Below are 23207 nucleotides of genomic sequence, written 5' to 3' on the forward strand. Positions count from 1 at the left end.
AACCATCATGGATATTTGACAAGGAGGATAATAATGAACAATGACCTTGCTGAATCATATCACGCATTTCTTGAGTCGTTGAAAGGAAAGACCGTGACCATTTATCGAGGGGGGCCAGAGTCAAAAACAGGGTTGCTGCTTGATGTCAAAAGCGACTACGTAACTCTTTATTCACAAAACAACAATAATAATAACAATCAAAACAATCAACAAAACAACCAACAAAACAATAATAATCAAAACTCAGTAATCTATTATCAAGCAAAACACGTAAAGAGTATTAGTGAGGATTCTATTACGAATTCAACGCAAACGACTCAAGTTAACCAAGAAAATGTAGAATTTTTAAAAGCAGAAGATTTTGTCGGTTTAATCAAAAATTTACTAAAAGAAACAATTCAGATCAACCAAGGTGGTCCGGAATCAAAATACGGTACATTGCTTGGTGTTTCAAATGATTTCATCGCTATATATACTGAAGATGATGGAATTGTGTATTTCAATGTAAATCATGTAAAAAGTGTGAGCAAATATCAAGATAATAATAACAATCAAAACAGCCAGCAAAACAATCAAAACGTCCAAAATATTGTTACGCAACAAGTGTACCCGGAAATTATTGAAGCGAAAGATTTCCAAAATGTATTTCAACACTTAGCCCATAAATGGGTTTCCATTAACCGTGGTGGTCCTGAAGCAATGGAGGGTGTACTGGTTGAAAATGTTGGAGGCCATTATACGCTTGTCAGTAACCAGGAAGTGCTAAGAATTCACCCTTACCATATAAAAAGCATTAGTTCTGGACCAAAGGGATCTTTAAGTGAAAATAATCAAAGCGATGATAACAATGAGAACGAACAAAATAATCAAACTGTCCAAAACAATTCCAATCAAACCAAATCTAATAATAAAAATAAAAACAGAGAATCGAAAAAGTCTTCTTCGTCTAGAAATGTAGAGAGTAAACGTGAAAAAGTGGTAAAAACCATCGATTATGTATGGAAGGGAATAAACTAACTGTAAAACAGATGTTCTTAAAATATACTCATATTCTATTTCAATGAATGGTGCATTAGTGACTAAGCTGATGCACCATTTTATCTAACTATCAACAACGGGAGGGGGGAAGACATGACAAGCATAAAAAATCTATTAGGTAAGGAAGTTGAAATTGAAATCTCCGGCAAAACCTTCTTTAAAGGGCTGCTGATTGACATGGGACTCGATATTATAGTTCTTTTTAATGGGGAGCAGTACTTATACATCCCCTTAATGCACCTTCATAATTTAAGCGAAAGAACGATTAAACCAAATGAAGAAAATACCGAAAAACCAACAATGAAAATGCCTTTTCAAAATGAGCAAGAAACGATCTCGTATCGGAAAATTTTAAATAATGCCAAAGGGCAGTTTTTAGAAATCTTTGTTACCGGAAACCGCTCTATCCATGGCTACATTACAAGCGTTCTCAATGATTATATTGTATTTTATTCACCTGTTTATAAAACAATCTTTGTTTCAATGCAACATTTAAAATGGCTAATTCCTTATTCAACAGCGTTAACACCTTATACATTAAGCAATTCAGTGTTACCTGTTGTCCCTTCAAGCATTCCGCTTGCACGTTCGTTTGAAGAACAATTAAAAAAATACGAAGGTCAGCTTCTAGTCTTTGATTTAGGTGATAATCCAGATAAGGTTGGTTTAGTAAAAGGCATTAGCAATAATATTGTTACTCTCACCACTGCTGGGGGCCAAACAATCTTTTGGAAACTCATGCATCTAAAGACAGTTCATATTCCATAAAGTGTGAAAAACTTCTGGACTAAAACGCCCCTGAAGTATTACCTTCAAAAAGAACTACCAATGAGAATGCTCATTGGTAGTTCTTTTTGAGTTTTGCTAATAAAATACAGCTACATGAGTATGTTGGTTCTGAATCATACCTATTTAATAAAACACAAGTTTAATCCAGTAGTATAGACAAATCAACGTAAAAAACATGGCCGAGGGAATGGTGAGGATCGTAACGCTAATATATTGTTTCCAGGTTATTTTTACATTGTTTTGCCGTAAAATATGCATCCATATTAATGAAGCTAATGTGCCGATAGGGAGGAGAAGGGATCCAATATCACTACCGATAATATTCGCTAAATAGATGGTTTTTACGGTAAGCGGGTCAAGCCCCATATCTGTTAGCGCAAGGGTGCCAATCATTAACGCCGGGTGATTATTAAATAAATTCGAAAGGACAGCTGTTAATGTACCCATTATTAAGCTCGCATGTAACAGACTTGTTGAGACAATCGGTTCAAGGAAATCAGTGAGCACGTCCGTTAATCCAATATTGTTTAATCCAAAAATAATCACATACATATTAAAGGCAAAAACGAGAATGTGCCATGGAGTTTTCTTAAACATATCGATCGGATTAATTTTTAAAACATACCAACGCCATCCTAATAATACAATAGAACAAAGGACGGAAACGAGCGAAATAGATATCCCGAAATAGGAGGCGACAAATAGGCTAATCCTTACAAAAATAATAAAAAGTACGACAAGGATTAAGAATCTTGACTGTTTTTTTAAAAGAACCTTATCAGGTTTAAACTGTAATGGATGAAGGCTATTAAACTGTATTTGGTTATATTGGTTTGTGTTCATTGGAATGGTTTTAGGAAGATTATTATAAAAGGTAATAAAGAGGAGGCAGGTTAGGAAAATTAACCCTAAGGTTGCAGGTACAAACATCATGGCTGTTTGAAGATACAAATCCAATCCGATAATTTCAAGAGAAATGAGATTTACAATATTGCTAACTCCAATGGCTGCACTTGATGCTGTTGCAATAATGGCTCCACTAATTAAATAGGGTATTTTTTGATGCGATTTTAACCCAATATTTTTAAAGGCCATGATCAATATAGGTGTTGTTATTAAGATACTGCCATCGTTATTCAAAAATAGGGTCATCAAAAAGCAAAGTAAATTTGTCAACCAAAACAGTCTTATACCTGAATTCTTAGTTGCAATGAGCAGCTTCGCTGCAACCCAATGAAAGAAGCCGAAGCTTTCAAGTGCGAGTGCCATGACCATGGTTGAAATAATTGTAATGGCAGCTCCACTAACCTTTGATCCAATTTCCCCTAAATCTGTAATCGAAACGCTTCCACTTAAGAATACAAGTATCGCTCCTAGAGTGGCGGGGATCGCTTCGTTTATTCCTTTAGGTCTCCAAAAAATAAGTGTCATTGTTAATAAAAATGCAAAGATAGTGAAAAAAGGTGTGAACTCTGTCAAATTCAACACCTCCTCTCTAATGATTGGAAATGTATCGAATGTACCACTCCTTTGTGTCCTATATTATTATCCGTACTGTATGTATACGTGTCCAAGCGGGAAGTTGTACTAAACGATTGAATCAAATCAGCAAAAATCCACGTTTGTCTTTTAATGATATTTGCCCCATTAAGATATAAGCCTAAAAAAAACCCCCTTTGAAGGGGGCAAATCTATAAATTAGGGTAGGAGTGTCACTTAAGGGTGAAAATTAATTGACAGAGTTGTGGATTCCAGTATTCGCTTTTACGACAATTTCATCAAACTTCTTCGCATCGGATTTTTTCGAAGAAAGAAGTGTGCCAAGGATCGCAGCGATGAAACCTACAGGTATTGAAATAATCCCTGGATTCGTTAAAGTAATTAATGGATCCCCAACAAAGATGGCTTTCCCCACTTCTGGAGACCATACATTCGGGCTAACCGCCACTAGGATTAGTGCAGAGAATAATCCCACTAACATACCAGTAATCGCACCTGTTGTATTAAAGCGTTTCCAGAAGATTGTTAACAGGATAATTGGTAAATTGGCACTTGCTGCTACTGCAAAGGCAAGGGCGACTAAGAATGCAACATTCATTTTTTGAGCAAATAAAGCGAGGATGATAGACAATATTGCAACACCAACAGATGCCCAACGAGCAGCGACGATCTGCTCCTTTTCAGTTGCCTTGCCACGACGGATAATGTGGCTATAAAAATCATGTGCGAAAGCAGATGCTGCTGTAAGAACGAGACCGGCTACTACCGCTAAAATAGTAGCAAATGCTACAGCCGATACAAACGCAAACAGGAAGTCTCCGCCTAATGCTTTTGCTAGAAGAGGTGCAGCCATATTTCCACCTGCATCAGCAGCAATAATATTATCAAATCCAACAAATGCTGCCGCTCCAAAACCAAGGAAGATCGTCATAACATAGAAGATACCGATAATCCATGTTGCATAAACAACGGATTTACGAGCTGTAGTCGCATCTTTTACAGTGAAGAAGCGAATCAAAATATGTGGTAATCCAGCAGTCCCGAGTACGAGCGCCAGATTAAGAGATATCATATCAAGCGGATTTTTAAACTTGTTGCCTGGATTTAAGTATGAACCTTCTAAAGGAGTTGCAGCTTTTAATTCTGAGAACATTTTCATTACACTGAAATCGAATTTTGCAAATACGATCATTGAAATGATAAAAGTCCCGATCATTAACAATACGGCTTTAACAATTTGTACCCAGCTTGTTGCCGTCATACCGCCGAATACAACGTAAACTGTCATTAAAGTACCTACAATAAGGACAGAGTATACATAATCAATACCAAGTAAAAGCTTAATGAGGCCGCCAGCACCTACTAGTTGCGCAATCATATAGAAAATTGAAATGGCCATTGTGTTAAGCGCTGCTACACCACGAACCTTTTTATCATCAAATCTTGCTGCAATCATATCAGCTAATGTATACTTTCCGAGATTACGAAGAGGTTCAGCAACTATATACAAAACAACTAAGTATGCAACAAGGAAACCAATACTGTAAAAGAATCCATCGAATCCATTAAGAGCGATCATTCCGGCGATCCCTAAGAATGAGGCAGCGGACATATAGTCTCCTGCAATCGCCATTCCATTTTGCCATCCAGTTAAACTGCCGTCTGCTGTATAAAAATCACTAGTGGTTTTAGTCTTTTTTGAAGCAAAGTAGGTAATAACAAGTGTTAATCCAACGATGGCCAAAAATAGTATGAATGCGAGTGTATTCAAGTTTTTTCCCCCTTAGTTCTTAGATTCTTCGATAATTTCCTCAACCATTTGGTCAAATTTGCCAGCTTTTCGAGAATACACGCCGCAGAGGGACCATGTCATGACAAATTGTGCAAATGCAAAAACCCAAGCCCAGCTAATCTCACCAAAAGCTTTTCCGTTTAAAACGTCTGAGTATGCGGTTAGTAACGGAAGGGTGAAATAAAACGCTAAGAAAAACACAGACATTGGCAAGATAAAGCTTCGTTTCTGACTAAGAAGTCTTTTAAACGATGGTGTTTGTACAATTTGTGAGTAATCAAGATCTGCTGTTTTTTCAAATTCCCTCTTGTAAGCCTTTTCATTTGCTCCCATATAAATCCTCCTTATAATTAATTTGCTATGACTGACCGCCAATCACATGTTTCATTATAATCTTTTTGCATTATTTTGTAAATTTAGAAAATTAAAAATATTTTCTTCAATTTTCTACAAAATAGTTTAAAAAATTCACGATAAAACAGAATATTTACGTTTTAAAGCACGAAATTTATGTTTAAAACAAGAGATTTTTCCGTCTTGGTGAAATGGGGTTTCTTGATCGGAAATCAACATCCAACTTTAAATAGGCATACATAAAAAAGCCCCAAATCCGTCTTTGTAGGATTTGGGGTAATGTATTAAACTACCTCATAACTTATTTAACTTCCCTATCTTAACCAAAAGTTGAGCAAGATTTTTCATATCCTCTTCGGAAGTATCCCGACCAAATGAGATTCGAAAATATTCTTTTGCTTTTTTTCCCGAAATCCTTAAAGCTTTCATTGCTAGGGCAGGCGTCAGCATGCCACTATGACAGGCGCTGCCAGTCGAAATAGCGTATCCATTTCGGTTACATTCCAACAACACCCACTGACCTTCAATACCATTCATGCTCATCCCGATAATACTAGACAACTGATTTGGTCCAATTGATCCGTGGATTTGAATGGAATGTTGAAATGAACTTAGGGCATCAAGGAAGATATTTCTAAGCTTTAAATACTTTTGTTTATTTTCGTGTAGCTGTTCGTGAGCTTTTTTTGCTGCGATCGTTAAAGCGGCAATGCCAGGAACATTAACGGTTCCGGGCCGGAAGCCTTTTTCATGTGTTGTACTGGGGAAAAATGGAGCCCAGTTTACTTGTGGTCGGAGATAGACTGCCCCAGTTCCTTTAGGGCCATACACTTTATGACCGGAAATAGCGAGACTATCGACAAATGGAGAAATTTCTTTAAGATCGAGCTTTCCAAAGGTTTGAACACAATCAGAATGGAAGAGAATGTTCCGTTCTTTGCAAATTTCCCCAATTTCCGCAATGGGCTGAATCGTGCCAATTTCTGAATTTCCATGCTGAATGACCGCAAGAACTGTATCATCTGTTATCGCTTTTGCGAATTCCTTAGTTTCAATTAAACCTTCCTCATTAAAAGGTAAATAAGTAATTCGATAGCCACTTCGTTCCATTCTCTCCATTACACTGTGAATCGAAGAGTGCTCCGCTATACTGGTAATAATATGGCTACCAGCTTTATGTCTACAGGAAAGTAAGGCTTCTATTGCCAGGAAATTCCCCTCAGAACCTCCACTTGTAAAAAAGACGCCATCTTTTTCAACACCCAGAATTCTTGAGAACTCAGCACGGCACCCTTCAAGAAGGTTCCTGGCTTCCTCTCCGATATCGTGGAGACTGTTTGAATTCCCAAAGTATTGGGTTGCAACCTTTACATATATATTTGCTGCCTCTTCATCAAGGGGACAAGTTGCGGCGTAGTCTAAATATTTCATGTTACCCTCCCGTTTACAGCAAATTTCGAAAAAAATACTTGTCATAAGTTTAAAACTGTGTAAAGATATGTGTCAAGACACTTGTTGCGTCCAGGAGGGAATAGTTTTGAAAAAATCTGACGTAATGATTATTGGCAGCGGGATTGCGGCATTGCAATTGGCGCACCATCTTAGCGCGGATAAGAATGTGATGATACTCACAAAGTCGAATATAAAAGCTAGTAACTCTTCTTTAGCCCAAGGGGGTATTGCTGCCTCTGTTGGTTCGGACGATCATTTTTATAATCATGGCAAAGATACAATGGAAGCGGGCCGATTTCATAATAATGAAGAGGTTGTTTTACAAGTAGTGAGTGAAGCCCCTCAGTTAATTTATGAACTTCGAGATGCTGGTTGTCCGTTTGATGAAGCACCTTCAGGACAATTAATTTTGGGGATGGAAGGTGCGCACAGCAGAAACCGAATCGTCCATTCCGGTGGTGATGCTACAGGGAAGCACGTCATTGATTTCCTTGTCGAAACATTAACCAACAATGTATCTGTCATTGAAAATATATTTGTATACGAATTGCTTTTGAATGATAAAGAGGAATGCATTGGCGTAAAGGCAAAGGATCAGGATGGAGAAATTCAGTATTTTTATGCTGACCATATAGTCATTGCCACAGGAGGCTGTGGTTATTTGTATAGTCTTTCGTCAAGCAGTCCTACCGTTACAGGGGATGGAATTGCGATGGCTTTTCTTTCCGGTGCAGAAATAGCAGACATGGAATTTATTCAATTTCATCCAACCATGCTTGTAAAAAATGGAGAAGTAAAGGGGTTAATTTCTGAAGCGGTGCGAGGCCAAGGTGCTAGATTAGTAACAAAAAGCGGCACTGCCATTATGGCGGAGGTACATCCATTAAAAGATTTAGCCCCCCGCCATATTGTTTCACAAACCATTTTTGATTACATCCAAAGCGGTGAAGAGATTTTTCTTGATATTACTTCAATTGATCGATTTGAAGAGAAGTTTCCAACTATCACTGCTCTTTGTTTGGAAAATCAAATTGACCTCAAAGGTGGTTTGATCCCTGTTGTTCCAGGAAGCCACTTTCTTATGGGTGGGATAAAAGTAAACATGGACGGTCAGACGAACATTAGTGGTCTTTATGCGGTTGGAGAGGCAGCTTGTACAGGACTTCATGGAGCCAATCGACTCGCCAGTAACTCATTATTAGAAGGATTGTCATTCGGAAAGCGGTTGGCGTTATTTTTAAATAAATTTGAATCAAAACAAAATACAATCGGAATTCCATTTCATAATCAACATGGAACGGTTAGCCCTGTGGCTATTCCGGATCTCACTGAATTAAGAAAAAAGATGATGGAGCGGGTTGGAATTGTTCGTACGGAAAAGGGACTTCAGCAGCAAAAGAATTGGCTTGAAGGATTCTTTCGTCTTGATCAACAACCACCTTCATTAGATGATTGCACTATTGATGAAATACAAAGGTTTCTTAGCACGGTGATTGCCTTATTGATTACCGATGCGGCATTGGTGAGAACGGAAAGCAGGGGAGGGCACTTCCGTTTGGACTATCCAAGTGAGGACGAAAATTTAGGGAGTAAACAATTAATCTATCAATATTGTAAAGGGAGATTAGCATTAAATGAACACAATAAAGCTAAAGACCATGCTGGAGCAGTTTTTTCTTGAGGATATGGGGGAGCGGGATATTTCAACCGAACTCATTTTTGGAAAAGAAGAACATGGTGAAATTTCCTTTATTGCCAAGGATAACGGAGTTTTTTGCGGCGAAGAAATTATTACTTTAGGGTTTGGTTTATTAAATAATGAAAACCGGGTTGAGCTTTTTGTTCGAGACGGGGATGTGTTCAAGAAGGGAGAAATCCTTGCAAAAGTCTCTGGTAAAATATCCGATTTATTATCTGGTGAACGAGTTGTCTTGAATCTTGTTCAAAGAATGAGCGGCATTTCAACATTAACCAGTAAAGCCGTTCTGGAGCTCAACAGCTCTCATACTCGCATTTGTGACACGAGAAAAACAACGCCGGGATTAAGAATGCTCGAAAAATATGCTGTCCGTGTTGGTGGAGGGTTTAATCATCGCTATGGATTATATGATGGGGTCATGATTAAGGATAATCATATTTCCTTTGCGGGCTCGATTACCAAGGCTGTCGAAAAAGTCCGTTCTCAAATTGGTCATATGGTGAAAATTGAAGTGGAAACAGAGACCCTTGAGCAAGTAAAAGAAGCCATTAGTGCCGGGGCCGATGTCATTATGTTTGATAACCGAACACCGGAAGAAATAAAAGAATGGATCGAGTTCGTGCCTAAATCGATTATTACAGAAGCATCGGGTGGGATTACACTAGATAATATCGCTTCTTACAGCGGAACCGGTGTTGACTACATTTCACTCGGATTTTTGACTCATTCAGCTAAAGCTATTGATATTAGTGTTAAAGTATCGATCACAGCTTGATGATACATTCATAGGGGGATATTATGATGAATTTATTTGATACGATTGTAAAACCAACTTCTATTCCCGAAATTTATCGCACCATGAAACATGAAGAGTTAGAAGAAAAGGTTAGAGAAATAAAAGCAAGACTAGGGAAAAAGTTATTCATTCCAGGCCATCATTACCAAAAGGATGAGGTTATTCAGTTTGCAGATGCAACGGGTGACTCTTTAAAGCTAGCCCAATATTCTGCTGAAAATAAAGAAGCAGAAGCAATTGTTTTTTGTGGGGTTCATTTTATGGCTGAAACCGCTGATATTTTGACAACCAATCAGCAAACAGTATATCTGCCTGATATGCGTGCCGGCTGCTCGATGGCTGATATGGCGGATATTTACCAAACAGAAAGAGCTTGGACAGAATTAACGAGATTATTCGGTGACTCAATGATCCCGTTAACGTATGTAAACTCTACTGCAGCGATTAAAGCGTTTGTCGGACGTTATCACGGTGCAACCGTTACCTCCTCAAATGCAGAAAAAATGGTGAAATGGGCTCTCGAGCGTCATAAACGTTTATTATTTTTGCCTGATCAGCATCTTGGTCGCAATACTGCTTATAATCTTGGCATTAAGCTCGAAGAAATGGCTGTTTGGGATCCAATGACCAATACGCTCGAAGCACAAGTTGAAACTGATAAAATAAAAGTGATTCTTTGGAAGGGGCATTGCTCTGTCCATGAAAACTTTACAGTAGAAAATATTAAACAGGTTCGTGCAGACTATCCGGAAATGAACATCATCGTTCATCCGGAATGCCGTCGTGAAGTCGTCGCATTGTCAGACTTTGCCGGCTCAACGAACTATATAATTGATCGTATCCAAGAATCTAAACCAGGCTCAGCGTGGGCGATTGGAACTGAAATGAATCTGGTTAACCGAATCATTAACCAGTATCCTGACCGCCACATTATTTCTTTGAATCCGCATATGTGTCCTTGTTTGACGATGAACCGAATTGACCTTCCGCATTTAGCATGGAGCCTTGATCAAATTGAACAAGGTTCTAGCCACAACATTATTAAAGTGGATGCAGAAATAGCAAAAGACGCAAAGCTTGCCTTACAACGGATGCTGGATTTAGCGTAATAAAAATCCCCACATTAAGTGGGGATTCAGATTTTATGTCGAGAAAGCTGTATTTTCTCGGCATTTTTTTATTTTGTGGTGGTGACTGCAAATGGTCCTGTTTCAAAGCTACGTTATTGAGCGGACACAGAGGCCCTTATTTTGAAAAAATTACCATACTTCCAGACTTAAGAGGACACAGGAGACCTTATTTACATAAAAAACATTGAATAATGCCAATTTTATATCAAATAACGGATCTGGTGTCCGCTTAGCTTATCAAAACAGCCCTTTTTGTGAAAATAGCGGAACGTATGTCCGCCACCAAATAATTGCAATTAAAATGCAGGGTTACACCAGCCTCATAGTGTTGTAGTTAACTAGCCTTAGCGAGAGTCTTTTGTTTATTTTTAGAATTTAAGATGGTGTAAACCGGCAGACCGATTAATGCGATAATGATAGACAAAATGGCATCCTTTGGAGTGTTCATTAATGTGCTGCCCAAAATGTAGATGGCCCCTAAAATCGCAACAATCGGTGTGATTGGAAAAAAAGGCACTTGGTATAATGATGTTTTTTCAGTATTTCGTTTTCTTAATATAAATACGGCAATGAAGGCTAAACCGTAGAAAGAGAATACCGCAAAAATTGCAATGTCTGAAAGGCGATCAGCACTTCCAAGCAGCATCATTAAGATGGCGATACCTAGCTGAAGCAAGGTGGCCATCATTGGCGTTTGATATTTAGGATGGATCTTAGCAAATATTTTTGATGCAGGCAATAAACCGTTTTCTGCCATCGCAAATGTAATACGAGGGAATGTTAACACTTTTCCATTTAAACATCCAAAAATTGAAATTAAAATACCAATTGTTAATAGATTTCCGCCCATTTTTCCAAATAGAATCGTAGCGGCCGTGCTTGCAGCATTAGGACCTAATTCAACAATTTTGCTTGCTGGAAGTACATGAAGCATAGCGATGTTAACCGTTAAATAGGATACGATAACAATTGTAATCCCAGTAATGATCGCTCTAGGCAGTGTTTTACTTGGATTTTTCATTTCTCCAGCCATATAACCAACATTCATCCAGCCGTCATAAGCCCATAGTGTCGCTAAAACCGCGGCACCCATACTAAACGAACGGGCATCACCGCTGTCCATATTGAGAATTTGTACATCCCCTTGGAAAATACCAAATGATGCAATTAATGCGATCGGAATTAATTTACCAATTGTTGAAACTGTTTGGATAAACCCTCCGTACTGTGTACCTAAAATATTCATAAATCCTAGGAATAGAACAGTGATGATTCCGATATAAATATAGCTGCTTTCTGAAAAGCCAAAAAGCGCTGCTACTAATGAGCCGAAGTATAAGCCAAGTGCACCCATAATGGCAGGGCCATAAATAAGTGTCTGCACCCAGCCGCATAGAAAGCCCCACATTTTGCCGTAAACCTCTTCAATATAAGCATATAAGCCGCCTGTTTTCGGGATCTTTACGCTAACCTCTGCAATGGTTAAACCACTTGCGAGAGTAATGATTCCTCCGATTACCCATGCCCATAATGCTAGTGTGGAATTACCTGTTGCAGAAATAACGATTCCTGGCTTCATAAAGATTCCGGAACCGATAACTGTTCCAACCACTAATGAAGTAGCAACAGCAAATCCAACATTTTTTTTCAAATGCGCTTCAGTATTCATGATGTCCTTCTCCTAGGTACAGATGTATTTAAGCTCTAAACGAATTATAGCATATATATTTTTGTAGAATAATTTTGAGAAAATTTATTTTATTAATTTTTGTGAATAAAAATTCAGAAAAAAGCATGTTTTTCGATTGTTAGAATTAGCAGTATTTATTTTATTAATATAATGAAAAAGGGCGTAAGGTTGCATGTTTTAGAAAAATAAGCAAGAATACATACTAACAGTATTCGTCTATGCAGGAGTGCGTAGAAAAGGAGACCAAAATGAATTCATTACTATCCATTTATCCCCAAGCGATAGATCATACGAAAAAGAAGGTACTAGAGGACATCGATCGATATTTGGAAAAAAGGGATGCGCTGCCATCTTTTGAGCAATTTCGAAGCGACCGCTCCTATTTTCTTGAGCAAATTTGGATAAACGTTTGGATTAATAAAGCGTCCAATTCCATTACTAAAAAAGAAAAAAAGTCATTTCTAACGGAGCGAGGATTTGAGGTAGACGGTGTAGACCGAAAGCTGGTCAATCAATTGTTTCGAACTGAAATTCGTACCTATCAGCCGTTTGATGTATTAACTTGGATCGATTCGGTATTCCTTCATCATGAAGAAGAATGGAAGGAGCGGTACGATACCGCACGTGAAAATTTTTTTATCAAAATCGAGGAAGTGCGATTAGCTGAACAAACCAAAAAGATAAAGGAAGAAATATTAGTAGTAGCAGAGGATTTCCTGCGGAAAGAGTATTTGCGGTTATATTTATATATTCGGTTTTATGTTGTCAATCAAATTGCAAATGATCTGGAACGAAATCCAAAATACGATATTACAAAATCGCATCAGGTCGAAAAACTAACGGTAATCGATGACACTATGACTAAAGAGGATTATCGACTCGTGTCCGATTTTTTTGATGAATTAACCGGTGGTATTCAAGAAGCCTTTCATTGGGGCAGAAACTATTATGAATACGAGACGTATTATTCGCTTTATGAAAACTTGATAACTGAATATTTATTTGAAATAGCTCCTGATTTTATCATGAATCATTCTTCAAAAATGAGGAAGCTTTATGAGAAAACCAATGAACATTCTAAAAGGTTACCAAATTTGATCGAGATTATTTCGGAACTGCTGTTTGACCTTGCAGAGGATTATACTGCTTTTATTCAAGAAGAATATTTATTAGACCTCATCAAACTTAGAGCTGTACCGTTTGATGAAATCATGCACCGCGACATGTTTGAACATGATCTTGAGGAACGAGAAAGACGTCAGGCTGAGGAACAGGCTGAACTCGAGCGGAAGCAGCAGGAAGAAGCCAGAATCATTACAAATGTTTTTGGAATCGAATACAGTCCTGGTGTTGGGCGGAATATTCAATTTGTATTGCATATTGGGGAAACAAACACAGGGAAAACTCACCAAGCACTGACAAGAATGAAGGAAGCAAGCAGTGGATTATATCTTGCCCCGCTTAGGCTGTTGGCACTTGAAGTATTTGATAAGTTAAATGCGGAGGGAGTGCCTTGTTCGTTAAAAACAGGAGAAGAGGAGAAGTTGGTCCCTGAAGCCTCTCACATTTCATGTACGGTCGAAATGTTTCATGAAAAAGAACATTATGAAGTGATTGTCATTGATGAAGCGCAAATGATTGCCGATAAAGACCGCGGCTTCTCCTGGTATAAAGCGATCACTAAAGCAAATGCCCGGGAAGTTCATATTATAGGAAGTCGAAATATTAAAGAGCTTCTCCTTCAGTTATTGGGTGATGCCAAGGTTGAGCTGCATGATTACAGCCGGGACATACCGCTTGAGGTCGAAGGAAGTGAATTCAAACTTTCGAACACAAAAAAGGGAGATGCTCTCGTTTGTTTTTCAAGAAGAAAAGTGCTGGAAACGGCGGCAAAGCTTCAACGTATGAAGCTTTCTGTCAGTATGATATATGGAAGTATGCCTCCAGAGACACGTAAAAAGCAAATCCAGCGTTTCAACGAAGGGGAAACGACTGTCATTGTTTCCACGGACGCGATTGGAATGGGATTAAACCTGCCAATTCGTCGTATTGTTTTTCTTGAAAATGAAAAGTTTGATGGAACAAGAAGGAGACGTTTAACCTCTCAGGAAGTTAAGCAAATTGCCGGTAGAGCGGGACGAAAAGGGATTTATAACGTCGGGAAAGTGGCCTTTATAAGTGACATTAACACAATGAAAAAGCTGCTTCAGCAGGAAGATCAACCTGTCCTAACCTTCACGGTGGCTCCAACAAATGCTGTTTTTGAACGGTTTCAAAAATATTATCATGATCTCGGAACATTCTTTGAGCTTTGGGATAAATTCGAAAGCCCGAAAGGCACGAAAAAAGCAAGCTTAGCGGAAGAGCGTGAACTGTACAGGATGATTCGCGGGACGGAAATCGAGGCGCGTCTTTCATTAATGGATCTTTACGGATTTTTGCATCTGCCTTTTTCATCAAAAGAGGTTGAGTTGAAAAATCAATGGAGAAAAACAATCTATGCCATTATCGAAGGCCGAGATCTTCCCGAACCTATTATTAAAAAGAAGAGCCTTGAGGAACTTGAGCTTAGCTATAAAGCCATTGGGCTCCATCTTTTATTTCTTTATCGCTTAGAGAGACGAACGGAAGCCCATTATTGGGAGCGAGTAAGGGAAGAGATTAGTGATGATGTTCATGAGCACTTAAAGCATGAAATTAAAGATTTCAAAAATAAATGCAAGCGTTGTGGCCGCAACTTGCCGTTTGACTTTCAATTTCCAATTTGCGATTCCTGTCATTCAGCAAGGTATCGACGAGACTATGATGATTATTAAATAAAAGTGTGGAGGAATCTGACCGTAATTCGGTTGGATTCCTTTTTTGTTTAACAATATGCTTGGTCTGGAGTGGGGCTCTTGTTGATTTGTGTAAACTTATAAAAAAGTCCTTGAGTAGGGGGTATCAAGGACAAAAAGTCGTGGGGAAGCTATGGAAATGGAGGGAACAATCAGAGCGTGAATGTGCCCGCAGACGTCAAAAAAAGGCCACAGAGGGAACGATCAGAGCGTGAATGTGCCCGTGGACGTCTGAAAAGAGCCACGGAGGGAACAATCAGAGCCTGAATGTGCCCGCAGACGCCTGAAAAGAGCCAAAGTGGGAACGATCAGAGCGTGAATGTGCCCGCAGACGTCTGAAAAGAGCCACGGAGGGAACAATCAGAGCGTGAATGTGCCCGCAAACGCCTGAAAAGAGCCAAAGTGGGAACAATCAGAGCGTGAATGTGCCCGCAAACGTCAAAAAAACGCCCCAGAGGGAACAATGTCCTAGAGAAGGGATTTCAAGGACAAAAAAGCATGCGAAAGTTATGGAAATGTCCTAGAGAAGGGGTATCAAGGACAAAAAGGCGAGCGAAAGCTACGAAAATGTCCTTAAGAAGGGGTATCAAGGACAAAAAGTCGTGCGGAAGCAATGGAAATGTCCTTGAGAAGGGGTTTCAAAGACAAAATGAAGGGGAAAAGGCTCGGAAATGTCCTAGAGAAGGGATCTCAAGGACAAAAAAGCATGCGAAAGTTATGGAAATGTCCTAGAGAAGGGATCTCAAGGACAAAAAAGCATGCGAAAGTTATGGAAATGTCCTAGACAAGGGATCTCAAGGACAAAAAAGCATGCGAAAGTTATGGAAATGTCCTAGACAAGGAATCTTAAGGACAAAAAAGCGTGCGAAAGTTACGGAAATGTCCTAGAGAAGGGGTATCAAGGACAAAAAAGCGAGCGAAAGCTACGGAAATGTCCTAGAGAAGGGGCATCAAGGGACAAAATGGCGAGCGGAAGCTCCGGAAATGTCCTAGAGAAGGGCGATCAAGGATAATAAGGAGGATCTGATGCACCGATCACCCTCTTTTTACAAAAATAAGAAAATTACAAAAATAATCTATTATTTATCAGGAATGCCTTTCAATGTGTATCTTTCTCTGTTACAATATTTAATAAATTGGAAAAATTGTTTTATAACAGGAAGGAAATACCTTTAGGAGAGAGAATAAATAGTATCGTAGAAATAGAAATTTTTTAGGAGTAAAAACACAAAATCCATTTGGAGTAGAAAAAGCTTGTGTTGTCTGATCATGCAAAGATGAACTCAGCAGTGAAGTAGTTATTTTTTATTTTTGAAAGGTAGGAAAAGTAATGACTAAATATGTAGAAATAGGCAATTTGAAAATAGCTTCTGTACTTTATGATTTTGTGAATTCTGAGGTTCTTCCTGGCAGTGGTGTTGAGCAGGATAGCTTCTGGACAAACTTTGAAGGATTAATTGACGAGCTTTCACCTGAAAATAGAGCATTGCTTGCCCGTCGTGATGAATTACAGAAAAAAATAAACGAGTGGCACTTAGAAAATAAGGGTGACTATGAATTTAGTAAATACAAAGCATTTTTACAAGAAATCGGATATCTTGAGCCAAAACCGGAAGAATTCCAGATTTCTACAGAAAATATAGATAATGAAGTAGCCTTACAGGGCGGTCCACAGCTTGTTGTGCCAATCAACAATGCCCGCTATGCAATTAATGCCGCAAATGCACGTTGGGGAAGCCTTTACGACGCACTTTACGGAACAGATGCAATCAGTGAAGAAAATGGAGCTGAGCGTGGAAAAGGCTATAATCCAGTTCGCGGCGCTCAAGTTATCGCTTACGGAAAAGACTTTTTAGATAATGCTGTTCCCCTGTCAAATGGATCTCATAAGGAAGCGGTTAAATATGCGCTAATTGATAATGAATTAGCTGTTACACTTGAAAGCGGTAAAATTGTCGGCTTGCAGGATGCTTCAAAACTAGTAGGCTATCAAGGTTCAAGTGAAGAGCCAACTGCTGTTCTTTTGAAAAACAATCGTCTTCACCTTGAAATTCAAATTGACCGCAATCATCCAATTGGAAGTACAGATGCTGCAGGTGTCAAGGACATTATCCTTGAATCAGCGGTAACAACAATTATGGACTGCGAAGATTCTGTTGCGGCAGTTGATGCTGAAGATAAAGTTGAAGTATACCGTAATTGGTTAGGTCTTATTAAAGGTGACCTTTCTGCTACTTTCGCAAAAGGTAGCAAAGAATTGTTGCGAACGTTAAATCCTGATCGTGAATATAAAGCCATTGATGGCGGAACGATTACTTTATCTGGACGTTCACTTATGTTTATCCGTAACGTCGGCCATTTAATGACCATTAATGCGATTCTTGATAAAGACGGGAACGAGATTCCAGAAGGTATTATGGATGGAGTTATTACGAGCTTAATAGCCAAACACGAAATTATTGGCAATAGTAAATACCGTAACTCTCAAAAAGGCTCAATCTACATCGTTAAGCCAAAAATGCACGGTCCGCAAGAAGCAGCATTTGCTAATAAATTATTTGCAAAAGTTGAAGAATTAGTAGGGCTTAAACGAAATACTTTAAAAATTGGAGTAATGGACGAAGAACGCAGAACTTCATTAAACTTAAAAGCTTGTATCCGTGAAGTAAAAGATCGCGTAGCGTTTATCAATACAGGATTCTTAGATCGTACTGGAGACGAAATGCATACATCGATGGAAGCAGGTCCAATGATTCGCAAGGGTGATATGAAAACATCCGAATGGCTCGCTTCCTATGAAAAATCAAATGTGTTTGCAGGACTTGATTGCGGCTTGCAAGGACGTGCGCAGATCGGAAAAGGAATGTGGGCAATGCCTGATTTAATGGCCGATATGCTTGTCCAAAAAATTGGACATCTTAAAGCAGGTGCCAATACAGCATGGGTTCCATCTCCAACAGCAGCAACACTTCATGCAACCCACTATCATCTAATTGATGCAGTTGAAGTTCAAAACGGATTGAAGAAAGAATCAACAGATCTTGTTGATGGGATTTTACAAGTTCCAGTCGCGAAAAATCCAAATTGGACTCCAGAAGAAATTCAACAGGAATTAGATAACAATGCACAAGGAATTCTTGGTTATGTTGTGCGCTGGGTTGAGCATGGGGTAGGTTGTTCGAAGGTTCCTGATATAAACAATATCGGATTAATGGAAGACCGTGCGACACTTCGCATTTCCAGCCAGCATATTGCCAACTGGTTACACCATGGTGTGTGTACGAAAGAGCAAGTGGTGGAAACATTGCAACGGATGGCCAAAGTCGTTGATGAGCAAAATGCGAATGACCTATTATATCGTCCAATGGCACCAGACTTTGAAAACTCTGTTGCCTTCCAAGCAGCTTCAGATTTAATATTCTTGGGCTATGAGCAACCAAGCGGCTACACTGAGCCGATCTTACACCGTCGCCGCATTGAAGCAAAAGCTAAATTTTCAGCTGAACAAGTTCGATAAACATAATTTCGTTGTAAGGTTGTGTTAAAAGCAATGTTGATTGGAGCGGAAGGTGCGAGACTCCTGCGGGAGAAGGTGTCACGGGAGACCCCACAGGCGCAATGCGCCGAGGAGGCTCCCGGACTCCCCCGCGGAAAGCGAGCACCTGGAGCGGAAATCAACAGCCAAATGCAACAGAGCCTTTCGAAAAAATAGGACCTATTTAAAAAAGCAGCCAATGTGTTTCAGGAAAGCTCTGGAGCACATTGGTTTCGTTTATTTTGAAGATAATACATAGTTAGGTGAGGTTATCATGCATTCATTTGCTGCAAATCTATCAACCATTTTTACAGAAGTTCCGTTTTTGGAACGATTTAAAAAGGCCAGAAATTCCGGATTTTCATACGTCGAATGTCAATTCCCGTTTGATGTGCCGATTGAAGCGATTAAGGCTGAGCTTAACAAATATGAACTTTCACTCGTATTAATCAATTTTCCCGCTGGGGATTGGGGAAAGGGAGAACGCGGACTTGCCATTTTTCCAAACAGGCGGGATGAATTTAAAAAATCGATTGCCATAGGAATTGAATATGCTCGCAGTTTGGGAGTTTCGAAGCTTCATTGTTTAGCCGGGGTTCTTGAAACTGGTGACAATCGAAGTTTAGCTAGAGCCATATATCTTGAAAACCTTAAATATGCAGCAGAATTAATGGCGCAGGAAAACCTCACATTGCTTATCGAGCCGCTCAATCCTTTTGATATGCCTGGTTATTTTTTAACAGACATCGAAGAGGCAGTGGAGATTATCAATGAGATTGGGAAGCCTAATGTAAAGCTTCAGCTTGACTTTTATCATGTTCAAAGAATACAAGGGAATCTGATTGCAACCTATGAAAGGTATTTTGATCGAATCGGGCATATTCAAATCGCCGACGTTCCTGGACGACATCAGCCCGGAACGGGAGAAATCCATTATGAACGAGTATTGAAAGCTGTATTTGATAAGTGCTACAAAGGGTTTGTTGGCTTGGAATATATTCCGCTTGGAAAGAGTGAAGATAGTTTCACGTGGATAAAACAGGCGCAGTTAGGGGGAATGGAAAAATGAAAATCGGGTTCATTGGGACCGGAGTAATGGGCAGCAGAATGGTTCGAAGGCTCCTTCAGGCAGGGTTTGAGGTTATCGTTTATAATCGCTCTCAGCAAAAAGCCGCCGCCTTAGTTGAGCATGGTGCCGTTCTTAAGGACACGATCGCTTCGTTGGCTTCACAAGCGGATGTGATTTGTACCTGTTTGCCAATGCCAGCGGATGTTCAGGCTGTTTATTTAGGGTTGGATGGGATATTGGCTAATAGTAAACAAGACACGATTTGTATTGACTTCACCACGGTTGGAGTTGAGACGAGCCGAACGATTTTTGCAGAAGCGGTTTCCAAAGGAGTATCCTATTTAGACGCACCTGTAAGTGGTGGACCTGAAGGGGTGGAACAAGGGACGCTAACGATCATGATCGGTGGGGAGAAAGCTGCTTTTGAAAAAATAGCGCCCGTTTTGGCTGTGTTAGGGAAAACGATTCAATATTTAGGCCCGAGTGGCTCAGGGAGTATTGCCAAATTAATTAATCAGTATCTCGTTGCAGTTCATTCCGTAGCCGCATCGGAGGCAATGGTTGCGGGAAAGGCTTTGGGACTCGATTCTGAGCAACTTTATCAATTATTAAAAGTCAGCTACGGAGACAGCCGTATGCTGCAGCGTCATATGGATGGGTTTGTGCTTGATCGCGAGTTTACTCCTGGTGGAGCGGTGAAATACGTCCATAAGGATGTTGTTCTTGCGAATCAACTATTTGAGCAAGCTGGTATTGAAAAGTTTTTGGGCCGATTTGCGGAGGAATCGTTTGCATTGGCAATCGATAATGGCTTAGGAGATCTCGACATGTCTGCTGTTATTCAGCCGCTGGAAAAAGAATGCGGTGTGGTCGTTCGTAGGGAAGAAAATCCGGAGCCGATCAAGTCTACAAGCAGCATACAACCTTAAAAATTCGTGGTTCGGATTATTTGACATTAAAACAGTGGAAATATACGATACTCTTAATTCGTATTCACTGAGGAGGATGTTATGACCATTCAACGTGGAATTCGTCGTGTAAAAACAGTTCAGTATCAGACAAATAGTCCGATCCATCGAAATGGATTTATTTTAGAGCCAGGCAATTGGGAAGAGCATGACCCGTTTTTATTTTTAGCCGAAGATTTTTTCCAAAAAGGTACTTTTGATCTTCATCCGCATCGGGGCATTGAAACGGTTACCTATGTAATTGACGGTATATTAGAGCATTTTGATAATAAGGCGGGCGAGGGAAAGCTTGAGCCAGGCGATGTCCAGTGGATGACGGCTGGGAGTGGTGTGATTCATAAAGAAGATCCGGCGCCAGGCTCAACTGTCCACAGTTTGCAGCTGTGGGTAAATTTACCGAGCGCTCATAAGATGACGACACCTCGCTATCAAAACTTAAAAGCAAGCGATATGCCTGTACGCAAGGAGAACGGAGCAGTAATCCGGATTTTTTCCGGTTCGTCAAAAGGGATCAAGGCAGAGACTCTCAATTATGTTCCAGTTACGATGGTAGAAATAGAGTTAGAGCCGGGTGCAACTGTAAATCAAGATTTGCCGGGAAGCTATAGTGGCTTTTTATATGTGCTTGAGGGTCGTGGGACATTTGGAGTTGATCAAGTGGAAGGGTACGCTGGTCAGGCTTTATTTATGAGCGGGGCTGATGGGAACGATGACAGCGAGTTGACAGTGACAGCCGCAGAGGACAGCAAGCTCCGTGTCTTGCTGTATGCAGGAGAACCTGTACGTGAGCCTGTCGTTGCCTATGGTCCTTTCGTTATGAATACGCAGGAAGAAATCCGCCAAGCGTTTAAAGATTATCAAAGCGGCAAATTTGGCGAATGAACGGGACCACATTTTTTGCCAAAACCTATTAAACTAAAAAAGTGCTCATTTACCTGCAAGGTGAATGAGCACTTTGATTTTTTTCATATATTAATTATCTATTTATCATCTTGGACCAATAGGTTTCAAGTGAAGCCAGATCTTAGCCAAATTGTTTCTTCATTACTGCCGGTTTACTTGAGTGCTCATTTTTGATAAGAAAGGAAGTCCCTAGAGCAACAATACTGCCGATGAAACCGAACATGAACAGGTTATGAATTCCTCCCATAAATGTACCAGAGCCGGTCAACAACGCTCCCATGATCGTCACTCCAATTGCTGTTCCCATGTTTCGGCTAAACATAAAAAACGAAGTCGAGATTCCTTTTTCATGGGCACCAACAAGCTGTTGAACTCCTATTAAACCAACCGTGCTGATTAATCCGTAGGCTAAGCCTTGAATGGTCATAACGAAAAGCACATACCAAAATCCGTGACCTTCGTTTAGTCCTATTAATAATAGGCCAGACAGCAATAGAAGGGCATTCCCGATGATTAACAACTTACGATAGCCATATTGAGAGATCCAATTTCCAGCCGGTACAGAGACGATCATCCAGCCAATTGCAACACCTAGCAATGCCGCACCGCTTAAAAACAAAGATAATTTGGCGACATCCTGTAAAAAGAGTGGAACAAAGCTCGAAGTACCAAACAAGGCGACACATCCGATAAACGAATTAATATTGATCCATGAAATCGTTTTGTTTTTAAACATTGAAATTGGTACGATAGGTGAGGGATGTCTTTTCTCGAAAAAGTAAAACCCAATAATAAACAATGCCCCAACTGCCGCATATAAAAACTGATTAGTCTCGACGACTGTTACTAAAAGAAGTAAAGTAACTCCAATCGCAAATAAAACGGTTCCGATGTAATCAATATTTGCACGTCTTGGTTCATAAACCTCTTTATAAGGTAAAAGGGTTAAGAAGGCGACAAGACAAACAGGGATATTTACATAAAAAATCCATCTCCATGTCATGAATTCAACAAAAAAGGCTCCAAGTAAAGGGGCCAAAATGGCGGATAGCCCCCACATTGCCGTAAAAAGCGCTTGAATTTTGCCGCGTTTTTCAGGCGGGAATAAATCTCCCGCGATAATGGCTGGGAAAGGCATCATAAACCCGGCGCCAATTCCCTGAAAGGCACGGAAGATCACGAGTTGAATCATGTTAGCCGAGAGACCGCATAGTAATGACCCAATTAAAAATAAGATAATTCCGAACGCAAATACTTTCTTCCTACCAAATAAATCCGACAATCTTCCGGCAACAGGAGATAGGATTGTGCTAGCTATCATATAGGAGGCAAAAGACCAAGCATAAAGGTCAAATCTTCCTAATTCTTCTGCGATGATTGGCATCGTTGTATTCATAATCGTTGAATCAATTGATGCAACGAGCATGGCTAAAACAATACTAACCATGACGGATGTTCTACTGTTCATTTCAAATACCTCCTAGGTGCTACATAAAACCATATTATAACCTTCTAAAAGTAATTATGAAAACTAAAATGAATATCATTATTTTTTCAAAAGATTGGAGAATGGTCGAAAAGTCCTACTATTCTTATAAAATATATTAGTTTTTTTGGGTGATTTTTGGTAATGTAATCTATATACATAAATTTAG

16 protein-coding genes are annotated in these 23207 nt (G+C 39.6%); 10 read left to right on the forward strand and 6 right to left on the reverse strand.

The window, feature by feature from the left end; genetic code table 11:
* Positions 1-33 precede the first annotated feature (33 nt).
* Complete coding sequence (locus ACI48O_RS13690) at positions 34-1017, forward strand: spore coat protein (protein ID WP_435562378.1); 984 nt, start codon at positions 34-36, stop codon at positions 1015-1017.
* Between the two features lie 114 nt (positions 1018-1131).
* A complete protein-coding gene (locus ACI48O_RS13695; protein WP_435562379.1) occupies positions 1132-1806 on the forward strand; it encodes a DUF2642 domain-containing protein in 675 nt (224 codons plus the stop codon).
* A gap of 144 nt (positions 1807-1950) precedes the next feature.
* Here the strand turns inward: ACI48O_RS13695 and ACI48O_RS13700 are convergent, their stop codons facing one another.
* The 4 genes from ACI48O_RS13700 to ACI48O_RS13715 form a co-directional block, all read right to left on the reverse strand.
* Positions 1951-3279, reverse strand: a complete 1329-nt coding sequence (locus tag ACI48O_RS13700) for an arsenic transporter (RefSeq protein WP_435562438.1) — start codon at positions 3277-3279, stop codon at positions 1951-1953.
* Between the two features lie 277 nt (positions 3280-3556).
* Positions 3557-5098, reverse strand: a complete 1542-nt coding sequence (locus ACI48O_RS13705; RefSeq protein ID WP_435562380.1) for a solute symporter family protein — start codon at positions 5096-5098, stop codon at positions 3557-3559.
* 12 nt (positions 5099-5110) lie between these two features.
* A complete protein-coding gene (locus ACI48O_RS13710; protein WP_435562381.1) occupies positions 5111-5452 on the reverse strand; it encodes a DUF485 domain-containing protein in 342 nt (113 codons plus the stop codon).
* A 315-nt stretch (positions 5453-5767) separates the two neighbouring features.
* Positions 5768-6904, reverse strand: a complete 1137-nt coding sequence (locus tag ACI48O_RS13715; RefSeq protein ID WP_435562382.1) for an IscS subfamily cysteine desulfurase — start codon at positions 6902-6904, stop codon at positions 5768-5770.
* A 106-nt stretch (positions 6905-7010) separates the two neighbouring features.
* Here ACI48O_RS13715 and nadB point away from each other — a divergent pair, with 106 nt between their 5' ends.
* Genes nadB through nadA form a run of 3 tightly spaced genes read left to right on the forward strand, consistent with a single transcriptional unit; the run spans position 7011 to position 10529 of the window.
* The gene (gene nadB / locus ACI48O_RS13720; RefSeq protein WP_435562383.1) at positions 7011-8606 is read left to right on the forward strand and encodes an L-aspartate oxidase; all 1596 of its coding nucleotides are present in this window, start codon (positions 7011-7013) and stop codon (positions 8604-8606) included.
* Positions 8560-9399, forward strand: a complete 840-nt coding sequence (nadC, locus tag ACI48O_RS13725; RefSeq protein ID WP_435562384.1) for a carboxylating nicotinate-nucleotide diphosphorylase — start codon at positions 8560-8562, stop codon at positions 9397-9399. The genes nadB and nadC overlap by 47 nt, the downstream gene beginning before the upstream one ends.
* Positions 9400-9425: 26 nt before the next feature.
* Positions 9426-10529, forward strand: a complete 1104-nt coding sequence (gene nadA, locus ACI48O_RS13730) for a quinolinate synthase NadA (protein WP_435562439.1) — start codon at positions 9426-9428, stop codon at positions 10527-10529.
* A 355-nt stretch (positions 10530-10884) separates the two neighbouring features.
* On the opposite strand, the gene ACI48O_RS13735 is transcribed toward nadA, so the two are convergent.
* Positions 10885-12219, reverse strand: coding sequence for an APC family permease (locus tag ACI48O_RS13735; RefSeq protein WP_435562385.1), 1335 nt, complete (start codon positions 12217-12219; stop codon positions 10885-10887).
* Positions 12220-12488: 269 nt separating this feature from the next.
* Here ACI48O_RS13735 and ACI48O_RS13740 point away from each other — a divergent pair, with 269 nt between their 5' ends.
* From ACI48O_RS13740 to ACI48O_RS13760, 5 genes are all read left to right on the forward strand, one after another.
* Positions 12489-15056, forward strand: coding sequence for a DEAD/DEAH box helicase (locus ACI48O_RS13740; RefSeq protein WP_435562386.1), 2568 nt, complete (start codon positions 12489-12491; stop codon positions 15054-15056).
* A 1351-nt stretch (positions 15057-16407) separates the two neighbouring features.
* Positions 16408-18594 (forward strand): malate synthase G, encoded by a 2187-nt coding sequence (locus ACI48O_RS13745; RefSeq protein WP_435562387.1) that lies wholly within the window; start codon positions 16408-16410, stop codon positions 18592-18594.
* A 292-nt stretch (positions 18595-18886) separates the two neighbouring features.
* A complete protein-coding gene (locus tag ACI48O_RS13750) occupies positions 18887-19681 on the forward strand; it encodes a hydroxypyruvate isomerase family protein (protein ID WP_435562388.1) in 795 nt (264 codons plus the stop codon).
* Positions 19678-20610 carry an NAD(P)-dependent oxidoreductase gene (locus ACI48O_RS13755; protein WP_435562389.1) on the forward strand — a complete coding sequence of 311 codons (933 nt, stop codon included), beginning with the start codon at positions 19678-19680 and terminating at the stop codon, positions 20608-20610. The genes ACI48O_RS13750 and ACI48O_RS13755 overlap by 4 nt, the downstream gene beginning before the upstream one ends.
* An 81-nt stretch (positions 20611-20691) precedes the next feature.
* Complete coding sequence (locus ACI48O_RS13760) at positions 20692-21531, forward strand: pirin family protein (RefSeq protein WP_435562390.1); 840 nt, start codon at positions 20692-20694, stop codon at positions 21529-21531.
* Between the two features lie 142 nt (positions 21532-21673).
* On the opposite strand, the gene ACI48O_RS13765 is transcribed toward ACI48O_RS13760, so the two are convergent.
* A complete protein-coding gene (locus tag ACI48O_RS13765) occupies positions 21674-23020 on the reverse strand; it encodes an MFS transporter (protein ID WP_435562391.1) in 1347 nt (448 codons plus the stop codon).
* Between the last annotated feature and the right edge of the window lie 187 nt (positions 23021-23207).

Source organism: Neobacillus terrisolis (assembly GCF_051233475.1).
Taxonomy (GTDB): Bacteria; Bacillota; Bacilli; order Bacillales; family Cytobacillaceae; genus Bacillus_BU.

Excerpts from the sequence above, each read along its gene's own strand:
- ACI48O_RS13690 (WP_435562378.1), top strand. The coding sequence starts at position 34 with ATGAACAATGACCTTGCTGAATCATATCACGCATTTCTTGAGTCGTTG.
- ACI48O_RS13695 (WP_435562379.1), top strand. The coding sequence starts at position 1,132 with ATGACAAGCATAAAAAATCTATTAGGTAAGGAAGTTGAAATTGAAATC.
- ACI48O_RS13710 (WP_435562381.1), bottom strand. The coding sequence starts at position 5,452 with ATGGGAGCAAATGAAAAGGCTTACAAGAGGGAATTTGAAAAAACAGCA.
- ACI48O_RS13715 (WP_435562382.1), bottom strand. The coding sequence starts at position 6,904 with ATGAAATATTTAGACTACGCCGCAACTTGTCCCCTTGATGAAGAGGCA.
- nadC (WP_435562384.1), top strand. The coding sequence starts at position 8,560 with ATGAACACAATAAAGCTAAAGACCATGCTGGAGCAGTTTTTTCTTGAG.
- nadA (WP_435562439.1), top strand. The coding sequence starts at position 9,426 with ATGAATTTATTTGATACGATTGTAAAACCAACTTCTATTCCCGAAATT.
- ACI48O_RS13735 (WP_435562385.1), bottom strand. The coding sequence starts at position 12,219 with ATGAATACTGAAGCGCATTTGAAAAAAAATGTTGGATTTGCTGTTGCT.
- ACI48O_RS13740 (WP_435562386.1), top strand. The coding sequence starts at position 12,489 with ATGAATTCATTACTATCCATTTATCCCCAAGCGATAGATCATACGAAA.
- ACI48O_RS13745 (WP_435562387.1), top strand. The coding sequence starts at position 16,408 with ATGACTAAATATGTAGAAATAGGCAATTTGAAAATAGCTTCTGTACTT.
- ACI48O_RS13750 (WP_435562388.1), top strand. The coding sequence starts at position 18,887 with ATGCATTCATTTGCTGCAAATCTATCAACCATTTTTACAGAAGTTCCG.
- ACI48O_RS13755 (WP_435562389.1), top strand. The coding sequence starts at position 19,678 with ATGAAAATCGGGTTCATTGGGACCGGAGTAATGGGCAGCAGAATGGTT.
- ACI48O_RS13760 (WP_435562390.1), top strand. The coding sequence starts at position 20,692 with ATGACCATTCAACGTGGAATTCGTCGTGTAAAAACAGTTCAGTATCAG.
- ACI48O_RS13765 (WP_435562391.1), bottom strand. The coding sequence starts at position 23,020 with ATGAACAGTAGAACATCCGTCATGGTTAGTATTGTTTTAGCCATGCTC.